At 60.1% G+C, this 14,184-nt stretch carries 16 protein-coding genes; 4 read left to right on the forward strand and 12 right to left on the reverse strand.

Translation table 11 applies throughout. The features are described 5' to 3' along the window. Positions 1-76 precede the first annotated feature (76 nt). On the forward strand, positions 77-1,051 hold the full coding sequence (gene abiEi / locus RBR25_RS07635; RefSeq protein WP_432818951.1) for a type IV toxin-antitoxin system AbiEi family antitoxin: 975 nt from the start codon (positions 77-79) through the stop codon (positions 1,049-1,051). A gap of 190 nt (positions 1,052-1,241) precedes the next feature. Here abiEi and RBR25_RS07640 read toward each other — a convergent pair whose 3' ends face one another. Then, a complete protein-coding gene (locus tag RBR25_RS07640) occupies positions 1,242-1,514 on the reverse strand; it encodes a type II toxin-antitoxin system VapC family toxin (protein ID WP_432818952.1) in 273 nt (90 codons plus the stop codon). Positions 1,515-2,303: 789 nt separating this feature from the next. Here RBR25_RS07640 and RBR25_RS07645 point away from each other — a divergent pair. After that, a complete protein-coding gene (locus RBR25_RS07645) occupies positions 2,304-2,876 on the forward strand; it encodes a hypothetical protein (RefSeq protein WP_432818953.1) in 573 nt (190 codons plus the stop codon). A gap of 205 nt (positions 2,877-3,081) precedes the next feature. Here the strand turns inward: RBR25_RS07645 and RBR25_RS07650 are convergent, their stop codons facing one another. From RBR25_RS07650 to RBR25_RS07670, 5 genes are all read right to left on the reverse strand, one after another. Next, positions 3,082-3,606 carry a GNAT family N-acetyltransferase gene (locus tag RBR25_RS07650; protein ID WP_432818954.1) on the reverse strand — a complete coding sequence of 175 codons (525 nt, stop codon included), beginning with the start codon at positions 3,604-3,606 and terminating at the stop codon, positions 3,082-3,084. Then, positions 3,593-3,871 carry a DUF1778 domain-containing protein gene (locus tag RBR25_RS07655; RefSeq protein ID WP_432818955.1) on the reverse strand — a complete coding sequence of 93 codons (279 nt, stop codon included), beginning with the start codon at positions 3,869-3,871 and terminating at the stop codon, positions 3,593-3,595. The genes RBR25_RS07650 and RBR25_RS07655 overlap by 14 nt, the downstream gene beginning before the upstream one ends. A 199-nt stretch (positions 3,872-4,070) precedes the next feature. After that, positions 4,071-4,292 (reverse strand): type II toxin-antitoxin system VapC family toxin, encoded by a 222-nt coding sequence (locus RBR25_RS07660; RefSeq protein WP_432818967.1) that lies wholly within the window; start codon positions 4,290-4,292, stop codon positions 4,071-4,073. After that, a complete protein-coding gene (locus RBR25_RS07665; protein ID WP_432818956.1) occupies positions 4,261-4,458 on the reverse strand; it encodes a type II toxin-antitoxin system VapC family toxin in 198 nt (65 codons plus the stop codon). The genes RBR25_RS07660 and RBR25_RS07665 overlap by 32 nt, the downstream gene beginning before the upstream one ends. Continuing rightward, complete coding sequence (locus tag RBR25_RS07670; RefSeq protein WP_432818957.1) at positions 4,455-4,703, reverse strand: type II toxin-antitoxin system Phd/YefM family antitoxin; 249 nt, start codon at positions 4,701-4,703, stop codon at positions 4,455-4,457. Before RBR25_RS07670 ends, RBR25_RS07665 begins: the two co-directional genes overlap by 4 nt. Before the next feature lie 172 nt (positions 4,704-4,875). Between RBR25_RS07670 and RBR25_RS07675 the strand changes: the two genes are divergently transcribed. Together RBR25_RS07675 and RBR25_RS07680 are read left to right on the forward strand one after the other, a co-directional pair. Further along, entirely contained in the window at positions 4,876-5,223 is a 348-nt protein-coding gene (locus RBR25_RS07675; RefSeq protein WP_432818958.1) for a type II toxin-antitoxin system HicA family toxin, read from the forward strand. Between the two features lie 20 nt (positions 5,224-5,243). Continuing rightward, positions 5,244-5,669, forward strand: a complete 426-nt coding sequence (locus tag RBR25_RS07680; protein ID WP_432818959.1) for a type II toxin-antitoxin system HicB family antitoxin — start codon at positions 5,244-5,246, stop codon at positions 5,667-5,669. A gap of 182 nt (positions 5,670-5,851) precedes the next feature. On the opposite strand, the gene RBR25_RS07685 is transcribed toward RBR25_RS07680, so the two are convergent. The 6 genes from RBR25_RS07685 to RBR25_RS07710 form a co-directional block, all read right to left on the reverse strand. Then, positions 5,852-8,647 carry an Hsp70 family protein gene (locus tag RBR25_RS07685; protein ID WP_432818960.1) on the reverse strand — a complete coding sequence of 932 codons (2,796 nt, stop codon included), beginning with the start codon at positions 8,645-8,647 and terminating at the stop codon, positions 5,852-5,854. Further along, complete coding sequence (locus RBR25_RS07690) at positions 8,631-10,478, reverse strand: Hsp70 family protein (RefSeq protein ID WP_432818961.1); 1,848 nt, start codon at positions 10,476-10,478, stop codon at positions 8,631-8,633. Before RBR25_RS07690 ends, RBR25_RS07685 begins: the two co-directional genes overlap by 17 nt. A gap of 18 nt (positions 10,479-10,496) precedes the next feature. Further along, a complete protein-coding gene (locus RBR25_RS07695) occupies positions 10,497-11,120 on the reverse strand; it encodes a DUF2760 domain-containing protein (protein ID WP_432818962.1) in 624 nt (207 codons plus the stop codon). 115 nt (positions 11,121-11,235) lie between these two features. Further along, entirely contained in the window at positions 11,236-11,763 is a 528-nt protein-coding gene (locus RBR25_RS07700) for a hypothetical protein (protein WP_432818963.1), read from the reverse strand. Between the two features lie 239 nt (positions 11,764-12,002). Further along, positions 12,003-13,301 (reverse strand): MFS transporter, encoded by a 1,299-nt coding sequence (locus RBR25_RS07705; RefSeq protein ID WP_432818964.1) that lies wholly within the window; start codon positions 13,299-13,301, stop codon positions 12,003-12,005. Further along, a complete protein-coding gene (locus tag RBR25_RS07710) occupies positions 13,298-14,017 on the reverse strand; it encodes a DsbC family protein (RefSeq protein ID WP_432818965.1) in 720 nt (239 codons plus the stop codon). Before RBR25_RS07710 ends, RBR25_RS07705 begins: the two co-directional genes overlap by 4 nt. Between the last annotated feature and the right edge of the window lie 167 nt (positions 14,018-14,184).

A 14,184-nucleotide genomic window follows, 5' to 3' on the forward strand; every position in this document is an offset into this window, starting at 1 on the left:
TGAATTTAGCCGGTGGGCGTGATACACATAAAGTCATAAAAAACGTCACTACGTGTTGACCAAAAAAATGCAGCCGATGAAAACACTCAGCCGAATCCTGGAGCGCCTCGCCAGTGCGGAGAATTATCTTTTTTCCCTGGACGATCTGCGCTGCGCCTTGCCTGAGACCGAGCCCGGGCCCTTCAAGGCCTTGCTGAGCCGTGCGCAAAAGGCCGGTGTGCTGCAGCGGGTCTGCAAGGGTGTTTATCTTTATCCCCGGGTGAACTATCCGGCGGGACGGGTGCTGTATCATGCCGCTGCGAAACTTCGCGCCGATGCCTTCAATTACCTGAGCCTCGAAACCGTGCTGAGCGATGCCGGGGTCATTTCCCAGATCCCGCTGAACTGGATCACCCTGATGTCGTCCGGTCGCAGTCATATCGTCGACTGCGGCCATTTCGGGCACATCGAATTCATCCATACCAAGCGCTTGCCTGCCGACATCGCCGAGCAGTTGAGCTATGACCCCGATTGCCGTCTCTGGCGGGCCTCGGTTCCCCTGGCGTTGCTCGATATGAAGCTGACCCGCCGCAGTACCGATCTGGTGGATTGGAGCCTTGCCGATGAGCTTTCTTCGCGATTTCCAGAAAAAATCGAAAAAAGGGATCGCCACCCCGAAACCCGACCTGGACCTTATTCCCCATCGGCTTCGGGTCGCGGAGAAGATGGAGAAAAAGCCGTCAACGAAATCGAAACCGACATCGAAAAAAGCAGCGGCAATGTTTTTGCCGATCTGGGGCTTCCCCTTCCGGAAGAGCGTCTGGCGAAAGCCGAACTGGCGCGGAACATCAGCCGGATACTTGCCCATCGACACCTGACCCAAGCGGCCGCCGCCGAACTTCTGGGCATTGACCAGCCCAAGGTGTCGGCGATCATGAACGGTCGGCAGGGCGGATTTTCCATGGAGCGGTTGCTGACCTTTCTGTTGGCCCTCGACCACGACATCGAAATCCGGCTCAAGAAAAAGCCCCGTAACCGGTCGACGGCGCATCTTAACGTCGTCATCGAATAAGCGGCCTTTTTTTACCCGGTTTTATCCCCTTCATCCCCCTCATCTCTGAAAATCTTGAAGTTTTTCCCAAACGCACAGCGATGCGGTTCCTGCGTCACCGCATCCTACGTTTTTGGGCAGTTGTAAGAAACCGGCCCGGCTCTCATCTTCCGAGAGGCCGGGCCGGTTGTTTTTCACGGAGAGTAATCGTTTACCATTCGGTGCGAACCGGGTAGCGCGTGATCTGGCTGATCGTTGTCAGAATAACCAGACTGTTGGTGATGGCCTGGCAGATAAGAATGCGGTCGAACAGGTCTTTGTGATATTCCGGCAGACGGGAAAGCTGTAGGACGGCGGGGTCATCCAGGGGCAGGGTTTCAATCTGGTGGCGTTTTCGCCAGTTATGGACAAAATCGTGGGCCGGTTCGGGCAGGGGGAGCTTGCCTAATTTGTTCTCGACGATGATTTCCCAGGCATAGGCCACGCTGAGGTAACCCGAATCTCCGTGTTGGTGAAAAGCTGGAAGGTTCTCGGAAAAAGAATTCACGTCCAAGTGGCGTGGGTACGGCAAAAACCTCGTCGCATCCTACGATTGATCATCGCTTTTTTTATGAAAATCGTTGCGGTTTTTTGCCCCTCTGCGAGGGCCGTTTTCGAAGTGTTTTTTTGCGCGAAAAACCGGGTCTTCCAGAGGGCCTGGAGTACCCGGTTTTAGGGCTGGGAATTCCGGTTCGTCTGGGTGTTGCCGGAGAATTGGTTAAGCCGGCTGTTTTCCGGGTGCTCTGTACGTTACTGTTGTGGACAAAAAGACAACTGCAACACCTTTACATGTTGTCTTTTTCCCTGTGTTTGAGTTGTGTCATGACTTGGTGTCAAGTTACCAATTTATTGGCGCCATTTTGTATCCTAAATTGGCAACAATTTGTTGCCAAGAAATGACCCTTTTTTGAGCGTTGTTTTATCTATGGATTGGCACCATTTTGTATCCTAAATTGGCAACAAAATGTTGCCAGCGCTCGACCTCGGGGCGGGTACCATCATGTGCACACACTGTACGTCGGTTTGCCGAAAACAAAATAGGAACTCAGGTTCCTAAATCCTTTGTCTGTAAAAATAGGTACTATTGTTCCTGTTTTTTGAAGAGAGATTTTTTCATCAATATGGCCATTTCCCTGTCGAATTTTTTTGCAAAACAGGCAGCATTGTTCCTATTATTGTAAGTAGATATGTTATTGTTGCCCGCGACTGAAGAATAAATCACGGAGAAATAGCCATGAACCACTACACACAAAAAGCTCGCGAAAAAGGCTGGACTCTCCAGGCACTGGCCCATCGGTGGGGTATCTCAGATCGGTCTGCAAGAAAAACAGCCAGTTACCCAAAAATGCGCGATTGGGACGCTTTAGCTGGGGTTCCTAGTCGGTTCGGGTTAAAAAAGGAAGCTGGATTCCTTTTTTTTCATGCTTTGTTCATTCAACCCTCCCTGAGAATTCATTTGGAATCGGTGGCGCGGAAAAAACTGGAAGCACCAGATGCCTGGCGAATACTTCGCTGGGAATTGTTGTCGGGGGGGGAGGAACTGGTGGTCGACGGGGGGATCCCGAGAGATATCCGGTGGGGGCGCGCGAAGGGGCGCATCCTGTTCGACGGACCCCTCACCAGGATACTCGTTTCCCTGTCGGACGTGCGGAAGGAGGTTGCCAACTATGAGGCACAGACCGGGCTCTGCGGAGGATGTCTTGGGGCCGGCCGGATAACTGATTATTGGGACATTACAGAAGGTGAGGTTTTACGCGACTGCCCCAAATGCAAGGGAACAGGAAACAAGAAGGATGGACCGGATTGATTAACGCGGACAGGGGGGATGTGTGGCCGATTTTGGCGGGAGAGACGCCTTCGGCGAACGATTACCCCCCCCCGTGACTGACCAAGAACAACCCGACGGGGAGGGATTCGCGCAGCTGGTGGACGTGGTAACCGGCGAATGCGAACGGGTGCGGAAGGCGGTATAAACGACTCATGTGCACTTGGTTTGGGGAGAATGATCGAATCTAACCAGTTCCCTCCCTCGACACGGGGTCGGACAGCGCTTGGCGCATAGTTGCCAACGGCAGGAACATTTCTAGCGGGCGGACTGGAAAGGAAAGAAAGCCGAACCGCTGATAGTAATTGCGGGCCTCGTGATTTTTGGCATCGACGAAAAAACCGATGATGCCGATGTTTTCGGCAACTGTGAGGGTTTTCTTCATCGCTTCCACCAACATAATTTGCCCATAGCCATGCCGTTGGCGGCGACGATCCACAGCCAAGCGGGCCAATTTCGCGCCTGGGGCGCGAAGGGGGTATTTTTTCGCCAACTCAGTCGGGAGATCCTCGCTGACAACCTCACAGGCGACCAGGGAAAAATAGCCGAGAATGGTTTCAGGCCGTTCGTTATCCACCAACACAAACGTCCGCGAAATCCCCTTCTCCTGTTGTTGGCGGGCCAGGGTCTGCAAAAAGGCGTTCAAAGCGAGTTCGCCGCAGTCGAAGCTTTTGCGATCGTGGTTTTTGCCCAACTCTTCAATCCGCAACATCCAGACGTTCCTTGTGCGCCTTGACAGCGGCGAGCAGTTTTTCGTTAGGGGCGGGGGGACTCTCTAAGGCTTCAAAAAAGAGCCTGGACGAATCTCCGGTCAACCGGATGATGTTTTCGTCCTCGATGACCTTTCGCGCCCGATCAACTGCCGCCTGGACCACGAACTGGTTCATGGTCGACCCGAGCAGGTCAGCGGCCCGTTCCAGTAGGGCATGGACGTTTTCCGGAACCCTGGCGGATATTCTCTCTGTTTTAGCGGCCATAACGGTATTCTCCATTCCCAGACGACTATCCCCGGCGGTTGCGGAGGGTCGCAAGTTTTGAGACAGAGCATATCATTGTGGCGCCTCAATGGCAATATAATGGTGCCAATTTGGCGTCTTTAGTCTGGTTGTCATGAAACCGGCCCGGCTCTCATCTTGCGAGAGACCGGGCCGGTTGTTTTTCACGGAGAGTGATCGTTTACCATTCGGTGCGAACCGGGTAGCGCGTGATCTGGCTGTCCGGTGTCAGAATAATCAGGCTGTTGGCGATGGCCTGGCAAATGAGAATGCGGTCGAACGGGTCTTTGTGATATTCCGGCAGGCGGGAAAGCTGTAGGACGGCGGGTTCATCCAGGGGCAGGGTTTCAATCTGATGGCGTTTTCGCCAGTTATGGACAAAATCGTGGGCCGGTTCGGGCAGGGGGAGCTATGCCTAACTTGTTCTTGACGATGATTTCCCAGGCAGAGGCCACGTTGAGGTATACCTGATTCTCCGTGTTGGTGAAAAGCTGGCGGGCGTTTTGCGACAATTCGGGGGCATCGCTGATGAGCCACAAGAAGGCGCAGGTGTCGAGCAACAGGTTCAAGGGGCTTCACCCGCGAAAGAGCGCAGCATGTCGTCGGGAAGTTCCTCGAAAAAACTTTCCGGTACGCTGAACAGACCTTTGGCGAGTCCGATCGGCCTGGGTTTGTGTAGAGCGGGGGAATGCAGCGAACGGATTTCCGCGATCGGACGGTTCCTGCGGCAGAGGAGAATTTTTTCCCCCTTTTCCAGTTTGTCGAGATACCGTCCGAGTTTGTTGTTTGCTTCATCAATGGAAAGTTTCAGCATTTATGCCCCCTTTGCCGGTCTTGATGAGAATCTTAAGCTACCCGATGGTTTCCGTCAAGTTGCGGAGCCAGGACAGTTGCAGGGCCAGGGCAGAATGTCCGCCCGGTTCTCGTCTTTCGAGAGGCCGGGGCGGTTTTGTTTTATCGGTGGTTGTTTGCGGCAGGGGCGGAGCATGCTGCGCCCTTACATCTCTGATCTGCACCCAAGGTGTCTGATTGGTGCGGGGTACGCAACCCGGACCAAGGCGCATGCGGAGCGACCAATGCGCAATTTTTTGTTGACGAACGGACAAAACTGTCCGAAAATGTGTGACATGAACGGCGACGAATTCATCAAGAAAGTCAAGAAGCATGGGAAAATGAACAATGTTGCCGTTCGTTTCGACTGCAAGCAGGGCAAGGGCAGCCACGGCACTCTGTATTACGGCGACAGGAAAACGACCGTAAAACACGGTGAAATCGGGCCGGGCCTGCTGGCCGCCCTGCTCAAACAGCTTGGCATTCAGAAAGAAGACTTCTGAGCCCGGCCCAGGAGATCATTATGAAAAACCGTTTCACCTTTCCCGCGATTCTTGTGCCGGAAGAAGGCGGCGGCTTTGTCGTCTCTTTTCCTGATTTCCCCGAGGCACTGACTTCGGGAGGCGACCTGGAAGAGGCGTTGGCCCTGGCTGAGGACTGTCTTGCCGAGGCGGTTGCCGGTCGCATCGATGACGGTGAAGAGATTCCCGTACCATCCGAATCGGCCCCTGACCACAGCATCGTTCTGCCGGCGCATATCGCCCTGAAAGCGTCGCTCTATCTAACGATGCGCGAGGCGCGGGTCAATAAAATCGCCCTGGCCAAGATGATGGACGTCAACGAGAAAGAGGTTCGCCGCATGCTTGATCCACACCACGGAACCCGTCTGCAAACCATGGAGCGCGCCCTGAAGGCTCTCGGAAAAAGAATTCACGTCCAGGTGGCGTAAGTACGGCAAAGGCGTTACCGAAACCTGCGATATTTTGACAGGCTGTCATGAAACCGGCCCGGCTCTCATCTTCCGAGAGACCGGGCCGTTTTGTTTGGCGGTGGTTGATAGAGGTAGGGGCGCAGCATGCTGCGCCCTTATATCCCTGGCCCGCACCGATGTGCGCCTGATTCGTCGGATTCCTACCCCCCCGAGACCAGAAACAACCCGGCGGGGAGGGATTCGCCGAATTGGGCGACGCGGTCGGCTTCTTCGATGGGGATGCAGTCGCGCACGACGCGCAGCTGTTCCGGACGGGCGCCGGAGTCCTTTAGTTTGCCGAGGAGGGTTTCGCACAGTTCGGGGGGAATATCCACGTCGCGCTGATCGGTGCGCCGCGCCGCCTGGACGAAGAGGGGGACGAGGGAGCTGTAGTCGCTCTGGTGCCAGTCGAGGGCGGCCAGTTCGCGGTAGGCCTTTTCCACCTCGCTTGGCGGCAGGATGCTGTCCGGTCCGGCGTAGAGGGGGACACGGGCGAGAAGCCGCCCCAGCGCCCAAGCGTAGGGTTCTCGGTGCTTGAAACGGGTGAAGCCGGCGAGCAGTTTCTTGACCAGCGACTGCTTTAACGCCAGGGGCAGGCGTTCGAGGGAGCCGAGCAGGCGTACCAGTTCCTGGGGCAGTTCCCGCCCCCCCTGCATCTGCCCCTGCAGCTTTTGGTAGATCTTTTCCTGGCGCTGGGCGTTGAGCCCCCCGGCGATGCGGCGCCAGAAGATGTGCCAATGGTCGAGGGCGGGTTTGTCGTCGGGGAAGGCCAGGCCGAGGCTGAAGAGCCGCCAGGCTTCTTCGATGCGGGTTTCGTCGAGGGCGACGCCGTAGCCGGGGCGCAGGGCGTAACCGGCGAGCTGGAGCCAGGCCAGTTCATGGGCGAGGCCGCGGTTGCGCCGGGTCATCCCCGCCGCCAGAGTCGGCCAGAGGCCGCGCAGGGTGAGGATGTCCCAGTTTTCGCGGGTACTGCCGAGGGTCTCTTCGAGACGGCGCAGAAGCTGGTTCGGCTTGAGTTCGGGGAAATCGGGATCGAGCTTCTTGCCGTACAAGGCCTGAATCAGCCGCTGGGCCTCGGTGGCCTGGCCTTCGGCGGCCAGGGGGGCGGCGGGGAGGGTGAGCGGGGCTTCTTCAAGCAGGCTCTTGCGCAGGTTGAAGTCGAGCCGCCAGCGGCCGGGGCCGCCTTCTTCCAGGCAATGAAGCTGCAACAGCCCGAGCTCGTTGAGAGTGCATTCGAGATTGACCCGCAGGCGGTTGTTGGCCGGTTTCGGGCGATCGAGAGGGAGGTGGATGGCGGTCTGCAAGGGGGGGAGGGGATGAAACTCCTCCTCGTTCCAGGCGACCACATCCCCGGGCCGGTCCCCCCGGCGGCGGGCCGAGTAGTAGCACTGGAAGCGCACCGGCTGGTTGACTAGCAGATCGAAGGCCTGCTCGGAAAGAACGATGGTTTCGTGCGCCTCCATCCCCCGGGGGAGGACACAGATCAGGCTGTGCCCCTTTTTCTTCTGTTTGACTTCCAGATAGAGGGCGTGAGCATGGCCGCCGGCGATGCGTTCACCGCCTTGGGGCTGACGCAGCAGATAGCCGTATTTGGCCGCGCCTTTCGCCACCGCCATGGCCAGGGAGTCGCTGGCGAGGACCGTCGGCCGCTCGCCCTGTTGCCAGGCGGCGAAAAGGTCGGTGAGGCGCGCGCGCAGGGCCTCGGGGGTGACGGAGCCACCGTTGTAGAGCACCGCGTCGATATGCTGGCCGTCGAGGAAGGCGGCGAGATGGTGGGTGACGGCGCTGTCGGCGGCGAAGGGCAGTCCCCATTCGCGCAGCCCGCCGCTGCTCTTGCGCGGGCGGTCGGAGGCCGCGCACAACGGGAAGAAGCCATCGACAATGCAGTCGCGCACCTCGCGGGCGCTGATTTTTGCACTCAAGGTCGAGCCGAAGAGGCCGGAGCCGCTGCCGGCGACGGTGATGGGAAATTCGCGACCGTCTTCCGCCACCTCATCCCCAAGCAGGCGTTCTTTGAGATCGCGGGCCTGGGCGAGGAGCTGGTTCCATTGCCGCCCCGAGAGCTTGCCCTGGCCGCGCAGCAGCTTCTGTTCGAGCAGGTGCGCCAGGGTCAGGTCGATATTGTCGCCGCCGAGGAGGATATGGTCGCTCACCGCCAGGCGGGTGAGGGCGAGGCCGATGGGGGAGTCGGCGGCCGCGCGTACCTCAAAGAGGCTGAGGTCGGTAGTGCCGCCGCCGATGTCGCAGACCAGCACCCGCGCCTGCTTTTCCGGCAGCCGGTCGAGGAGTTCCGCCAGTTGGGTGAGGTTGCGCCCCTCGTCGAGCCAGGCGTAAAAGGCCGCCTGCGGCTCCTCGATCAGGCGCAGGCTTTCGGGATAGCCGGCCAGTCGGGCCGCTTCGAGGGTCAGGCGCTGGGCGACCTCGTCGAAGGAGGCGGGGACGGTGATGACCACATCCTGATGCTCGAAGGCCGCCCGGGGATCGTCGGCGGCCATCAGGCGGTTCCAGTTTTCCTTGAAACAGGCGAGATAGGCGCTGCTCACCTGGATTGGCGACAGGCGCTGCTCGGCCGGGATTTCCTCCGATTTCCAGGGGAGGATCGGGGCGTCGCGGTCGATATCGCCGTGGCAGAGCCAGGACTTGGCCGAACTGACCACCCGCCCCGGACGCAGGGCGGTCTGGGCGCGGGCGAAGAGGCCGGGAATCCAGCCGGGGAAGGGGCCGGGATGGGGACCGCTGGCGGGATCGAAGCCCGTTTCCCGCTCCGCCGCCGTCAGGGCACAGAGAAAGGAGGGGAGCAGCTCGAAACGTCCGTGGCTCTCCGCCGATTCCCATTGCGGTAGGGCAAAGACGCGGATGCCCCGGCGCGGTTCCTTTTGATCGAGGTAGGCGAGGACGCAGTTGGTGGTACCGAGGTCGATGCCGATGCTGTAGCGGGGGTTACTGGGCGCGGACATTGAACTCCACTTTCCATTCCTTGCCGCTGGCGGCGTGACGCATCCAGAGTTCGAGGGTGCCCAGTTCGGTGACGACCGAATGCAGGGTTACGGGGAGAAATTCGCCGATCTGCCCCAAGGCCGGGGGAAGGGTGACCTCCAGCTGGGCGGTCTCCTCCAGTTCCTCCTCGCCCTCGACCACATCCCCTACCTGGTCGCCGGCGCGGATGCTCGATGAGAAGAAACGGAACTCCACCGGCTCGCCGGTGATCAGACCGAATTCCCGGTCGGGCAGGGGGATGTCGCTCCCTTCCTCCATCCCCTGGGGGACGACGCAGACTGCCTTGAGCGGCGGGGTGAAGCCGGGGACGGCGGGCATGGTTGATTCGAGGCCGATATAGTAGGAGCGGGCGGTGCCGGCCTTGATACGGATGCCCTGGCCGGTGGCGCGGATGCGAGCGAAGGCGGCGGCGCCCTTGGCCACCGCCAGATCGAAATGGGCGCCGGCGAGCTCCCTTACCTGAGCGCCGTCGCTCCAGGCGGCGAGGATGTCGAGCAGCCGTTGGCGCAGGGGGGCGGCCTTGAAGACCCCGCCGTTGAAGAGGACCGCATTGGGACGCAGAAAGCGCAATCCCTGGTGCTCGCCGTAACGCTCGCCGACGAGGGTGCGCAATTCATCCCGGGATTGGACATTCTGCCAGCCGCGGGCGAGGAATTCGGCCAGATGCTTGCTCAGGGCCGGTTCGGCGGCGTAGTCGAGGCCGAATTCGCGCAGGCCGAAGTGGCGGCGACGCTGGGGATGCTGATCGATGGCGACGGCAGGAAAGAAGCCGTCGAGGAGTACGCGAACGAGCAGCTCACGGTTCAGCTGGGTGGTCAGGGTGCGGGCGAAAAGGCTGGAACCGCGACTGGCGAGGCTGATGGGGTAATGGTCGAGAGCAGCGTCGGCAAAGAGTTTTTCCTTGCCGAGGCGACAGGCGTGGACCAGGGAGAGGAACTGCCAGTTGTCGATCTTCTGCCCTTGGCCTTCGAGTTCGGCCTTGAGATGGTGGGCCAGGGCCAGGTCCATGTTGTCGCCGCCGAGGAGCAGATGGTCGCCGACACTGATCCGCTCCAGGTGCAGCTCGCCCTCATGCTCGGCCACCGCCACCAGACTAAAATCGGCGGTGCCGCCGCCGACATCGCAGATCAGCACCAGGTCGCCGGGGCTTACCTGCTCGCGCCAGTTGTCGCCGTGGCTGTCGATCCAGTGATAAAAGGCAGCCTGCTGCTCTTCGAGCAGGGTCACTTCCCCCCAGCCGGCGGATTCGGCGGCCAGGTGGGTGTGCAGGCGCGCTACCTCGTCGAAGGAGGCGGGGACGGTGAGGACGATTTCGCATGCGGCCAGATCGACGGCCTGCCCTGTCTCTCCCAGATGCCGGACAAAGGCCTGACGCAGATGCTCCAGATAACGGCGGGAAGCGGTCAGGGGGGAGATTTTCCGTTCCCCGAGATCGGACTGCCAGGGAAGCAGGGGCTGTTCCGGGTCGATATTGGGATTGCACAGCCAGGATTTGGCCGAGGTCACCAGCCGCTCGGGCGACAGGGCGCCGTGAGCGCGGGCAAATTCGCCAATCACGGTGGTCGGCGGCGCCCCTTCCTCCCAGGGGAGACGGGCGCTCGCGGAGGCCGCCTCCTGTTCCAGGGCCAGGTAGAGGGCCGAGGGCAGGGTCTCCCGCTCGCCGACGGACTGGAAAGAGAGAAGCTGGGGGACGGGTAGCACCTGCGGAGATTCGTCGCCATCGACGGCGCTGTAGGCCAGGGCCGAGTTGGAGGTGCCGAGGTCGATGCCCAGGGCAAAGCGTTTAGTCATGATTCCGGACTCCGATTTTTAGGCGATTTCCACTTCGGCCGGGGCGATCACTTCGCGGGCCTCGTCGGTGAGCTGGGGCAGGTTTACGCGGGCGGTTTTCCAACCACGATGAAGCACCCGGCCGGTAAAGGGAGGATGCTCGGGAACCTTGCCCACCAGCCGGTAGGCGCGGGCATCGAAATCGGCGGCCAGGGTCAGGTCTTCCCCCTCGCTGCCGGGATGGAGGGCGCGGATGTCGAAGGTTTCGGCCAGCACTTCCTTGCAGCCCTGATGCACCACCCGGGCGGCGGCGCCGATTTCTTCGTTGGAATAGGGAGTGATATCGTCCATGGCGAAATCGACAAGACGGCCTTTTTCCTGCAACTGTCCAAGAAAACGCACCACTTGGGCTTGGGCGAGTTTTTCCGGAGCGGGACGGGGCGCGACCGGTTCCGGTGCCGGAGCCTTCACCGCCGGCGCCTCGACCGCCGCCGGTTTGCGCCGGAAGAGACCGACCAGTTGCAGCAGCGCAGCGATGCCGAGCAGCGCGACGGCGGCGATGTGCAGCTGGGAGAGGAGTTCAGGATGGGGGGGGAACTGTTCGGGAAAAAAGAAGAGGACGGCGACCAGGGCCAGTCCGGTCAGGGTAAAGAGGATACTCATGGGTTCTCTCCGGAAAATGAAATGCAATGCGATAAAAAGCGGTTCAAGAGGATTTTATACAGGGATGAAAGGGATAAGGCTTTTTGATTTATTCTTTCATCCTTGGGAAATTTATTTATCGTCCCGCCGGGGAGTCGTTGGTCAGGGGGCGGGTGAAGGCTTTCACGATGATCCAGCTGACCTCGCCGACGTCGTCGCCGTCGGTCACGGTGATGGCGAAGCGCCCGGTGGTCTGCGGCTTGACGAACATTCCCTCGGTAAAATCCCGGCTCCAGCGCAGGCGACCGTCCGCTTCCCGAGCGTTGACCTTGAAGGTCACCCGGGTAATGGGTTGACCCGTGCCGTTGTAGAGCTTGCCGAAAAAGGTGCCCTTCCTGATGCGCCCTTCGACCTGAAGATTTTTCAGGTCTTCCGCCGCCATCTCGAATTCTTCCAGCTTTGGCCGGGGCTGGTCGGGAGCATCCAGAGGAGTCTTTTTATCCCCCTCGATCAGCCAGGTTTTGCCGCTGCGTTTGTCGATCTGATACGTCTTCCCGTCTTCGTTGATGACCAGGGCGAAGCGGTTATGGGCAGAGTGGATGAAAAAGACCAGGGCCATGCCGAAGACCATGATCGATACCGTAGCGATAATCGTTTTGCGCATGAAGATTCCCTGTGGCGTAAGAGTCAAAGGGGGCGCGCCGAGGCGCACCGGAGAGTCCATTAAATTACCGCAACAAGCCGCGCAAGTCCAGAACCTTATAGGCCGTTCGCAAACGCTGCGTTTGAGGTTTGAGGCCGAATCGACAAACTGCCCGGCCTTTTCGCCGCGATTCCCGGCGACGCCGACAGGGGAATTTTCATGTTTTGAAAAGATCCGCCGGGAAGATCGTGGGAGGAGGCTCAGGATTCCGCCCCTTGTCGGGCGATGGCTTTTCCGCGGCTCATGTCGACGCCGGCGAGGAGAATGATGCCGACGAGGAAGAAGGCGGCGAGGGCGAGGATGGCGTGGCGGGAGGAGCCGGTGAGGTCGGCGATGAGGGCGAAGAGGAGGGGACCAAAGATCGAGGCGAATTTACCGCTGATGGCGTAAAAGGAGAAAAATTCAGCGGTTTTGGTGACGGGGACGAGGCCGGCGAAGAGCGAGCGGCTGATGGCCTGGCTGCCGCCGAGGATCAGGGCGACGATCAGGCCGAGAATCCAGAACTCCCAGTCGTGGCGCATGGTGAAGGCGTAGCCGCTGACGGCGATGAAGAGGAAGAGGCTGAGCATGACCGCGCCCTTGGCCCCGCGCTTCTCCGCCAGGCGCCCAAAGAGCAGGGCGCCGGGCATGGCGATGAACTGGATCATGAGAAAGCAGCCGAGGATGCTGACTTGGGAGAGGCCCAGTTCCTCCCGGGCGAAGATGGCCGAGACGACGATGATGGTCTGGATGCCGTCGTTGTAGAAGAGATAGGCGACGAGAAAGCGCAGCAGGTCGGGGTAACGGCGCAGTTCGCCGAAGGTGTGCAGATAGCCCCGAAAGCCGCTCGGCAGCGGGGCGGGAGGATGGAGAAAGGCGCTGTCCCGCACATGGCGGAAGGTGGGGATGGAAAAGGCTGCCCACCACAGGCCGGTGAGCAGAAACCCGGCGCGGGTCGCGGCACCGCGATCGGCGAAACCGAGAAACTCGTGGCCTTGGATCATGGCGAAGGTGATGAGCAGCAGCAGGCCGCCGCCGATGTAGCCGAGGGCGAAGCCCCGGGCCGATAGCCGGTCGATTTCATGGCTTTCGGCCAAAGCCGGCAAAAAAGCGTTGTAGAAGATGTTGCCGGCGGCGAAGCCGACGTTGGCGACGACGAAGAGCGCCGCCGCCAGCAGGTAGCGGCCGGGTCCGGCCAGGGCCAGAAGGGCGGTGGCCGTTGCCCCGAGCAGGGCGAAGACGATCAGCAGTTGCCGCCGTCGCCCCTGGCGGTCGGCGAGGATGCCGAGCCAGGGAGCGGTGACGGCGACCAGCACCATCGACAGGGAGACGGCGTAGCCCCACAGCGCCGAGGCCGGCATGGTTCGGCTCTGGCCGAAAAGGGAGAGAGGCGCTCCCCCTTCCGGCACCAGGGAAACGAAGTAGACGGGCAAGACCGCCGCCAGGATGACCGTGGCGAAGCCGGAGTTGGCCCAATCATACATGCACCAGCCGAACCAGGCCTGTTTCTTGGTGGTCACTTGAGCAACCGCTCGATGGCTTTGATGTTGGCCCCAGCGACGAAGGTGCCGTTGATCCAGTAATTGGGTGTACCGTTCAGGCCGAGTAGCGCGGTCGCTTCCTTGTGGCTCTCTATGACGCCGTTATCCTTGAAAAAGGGGATGGGACCTTCGTCGTAGCGGCCGGACATGACTTCTTCATAGGCGCTGGCCGGGTCGGCGGCGGAGAGAACGTAACGCGCCTTCTGCTCTGCTTGGGGATGCATCTTCAGCGGCAGGAAGAAGATGTAGCGGGTCACGTCCTTGCGCTGGGCAAAAAAGTCCGAGCCCTTGCGACAGAAGATGCAGTCCGGATCGGTGACCTCGATGACGGTGTTCTTGCCCGTGCCGATTTTGATCGCCTTATTCAGGGGAAGGAGTTTGAGCTTTTCTCCCATGAGTTTGCCGAGACGCTCCTTGCTCAGGTTGACGCTGTCTTTGGTCCAGAGTTCCCCCGCGAGCATGTGCCCGGTTTTCGGGGCAAAGTAGAGGATCTTCCCGCCGGCGGCGACCTCGTAGAGTCCGGCGATGGGGCTGGTAAAAATCTTCTGGAATTCCAACTTGGGATAGGTCTTTTTCAGGGTTTCGGCAACCTGGGCCGGGGCTTCGTCGGAGGCGGCGGCGACCGCACTGACGATGCCGAGCACCAGCAGACAACCGCCGAGAAGGCAACGGACGATTTTACGGGTTTTGCTCATCTGCATGATCCTTCCTCGATTCTGAATCCGGGAACAAAACGTGACATCCTCACGGTGTCAGATAGACACCGTGCATCCCGTGTGTAAAACCAGGGGTTACAACGCAAGCGGCAACGGCGATGGCCGATGCCCGCTGGTATGGTCTTCCGTGGTAGGTTCCCCACCCA

The sequence above is a fragment of the Trichloromonas sp. genome (genome assembly GCF_034006665.1).
Lineage (GTDB): Bacteria > Desulfobacterota > Desulfuromonadia > Desulfuromonadales > Trichloromonadaceae > Trichloromonas.

Bases quoted from the DNA above. Each gene is read 5' to 3' on its own strand.
- RBR25_RS07710 (WP_432818965.1), bottom strand. From the start codon at position 14,017: ATGAGCAAAACCCGTAAAATCGTCCGTTGCCTTCTCGGCGGTTGTCTG.
- RBR25_RS07685 (WP_432818960.1), bottom strand. From the start codon at position 8,647: ATGTCCGCGCCCAGTAACCCCCGCTACAGCATCGGCATCGACCTCGGT.
- RBR25_RS07670 (WP_432818957.1), bottom strand. From the start codon at position 4,703: ATGCTGAAACTTTCCATTGATGAAGCAAACAACAAACTCGGACGGTAT.
- RBR25_RS07680 (WP_432818959.1), top strand. From the start codon at position 5,244: ATGAAAAACCGTTTCACCTTTCCCGCGATTCTTGTGCCGGAAGAAGGC.
- RBR25_RS07645 (WP_432818953.1), top strand. From the start codon at position 2,304: ATGAACCACTACACACAAAAAGCTCGCGAAAAAGGCTGGACTCTCCAG.
- RBR25_RS07650 (WP_432818954.1), bottom strand. From the start codon at position 3,606: ATGTTGCGGATTGAAGAGTTGGGCAAAAACCACGATCGCAAAAGCTTC.
- abiEi (WP_432818951.1), top strand. From the start codon at position 77: ATGAAAACACTCAGCCGAATCCTGGAGCGCCTCGCCAGTGCGGAGAAT.
- RBR25_RS07655 (WP_432818955.1), bottom strand. From the start codon at position 3,871: ATGGCCGCTAAAACAGAGAGAATATCCGCCAGGGTTCCGGAAAACGTC.
- RBR25_RS07675 (WP_432818958.1), top strand. From the start codon at position 4,876: ATGCTGCGCCCTTACATCTCTGATCTGCACCCAAGGTGTCTGATTGGT.
- RBR25_RS07700 (WP_432818963.1), bottom strand. From the start codon at position 11,763: ATGCGCAAAACGATTATCGCTACGGTATCGATCATGGTCTTCGGCATG.
- RBR25_RS07695 (WP_432818962.1), bottom strand. From the start codon at position 11,120: ATGAGTATCCTCTTTACCCTGACCGGACTGGCCCTGGTCGCCGTCCTC.
- RBR25_RS07690 (WP_432818961.1), bottom strand. From the start codon at position 10,478: ATGACTAAACGCTTTGCCCTGGGCATCGACCTCGGCACCTCCAACTCG.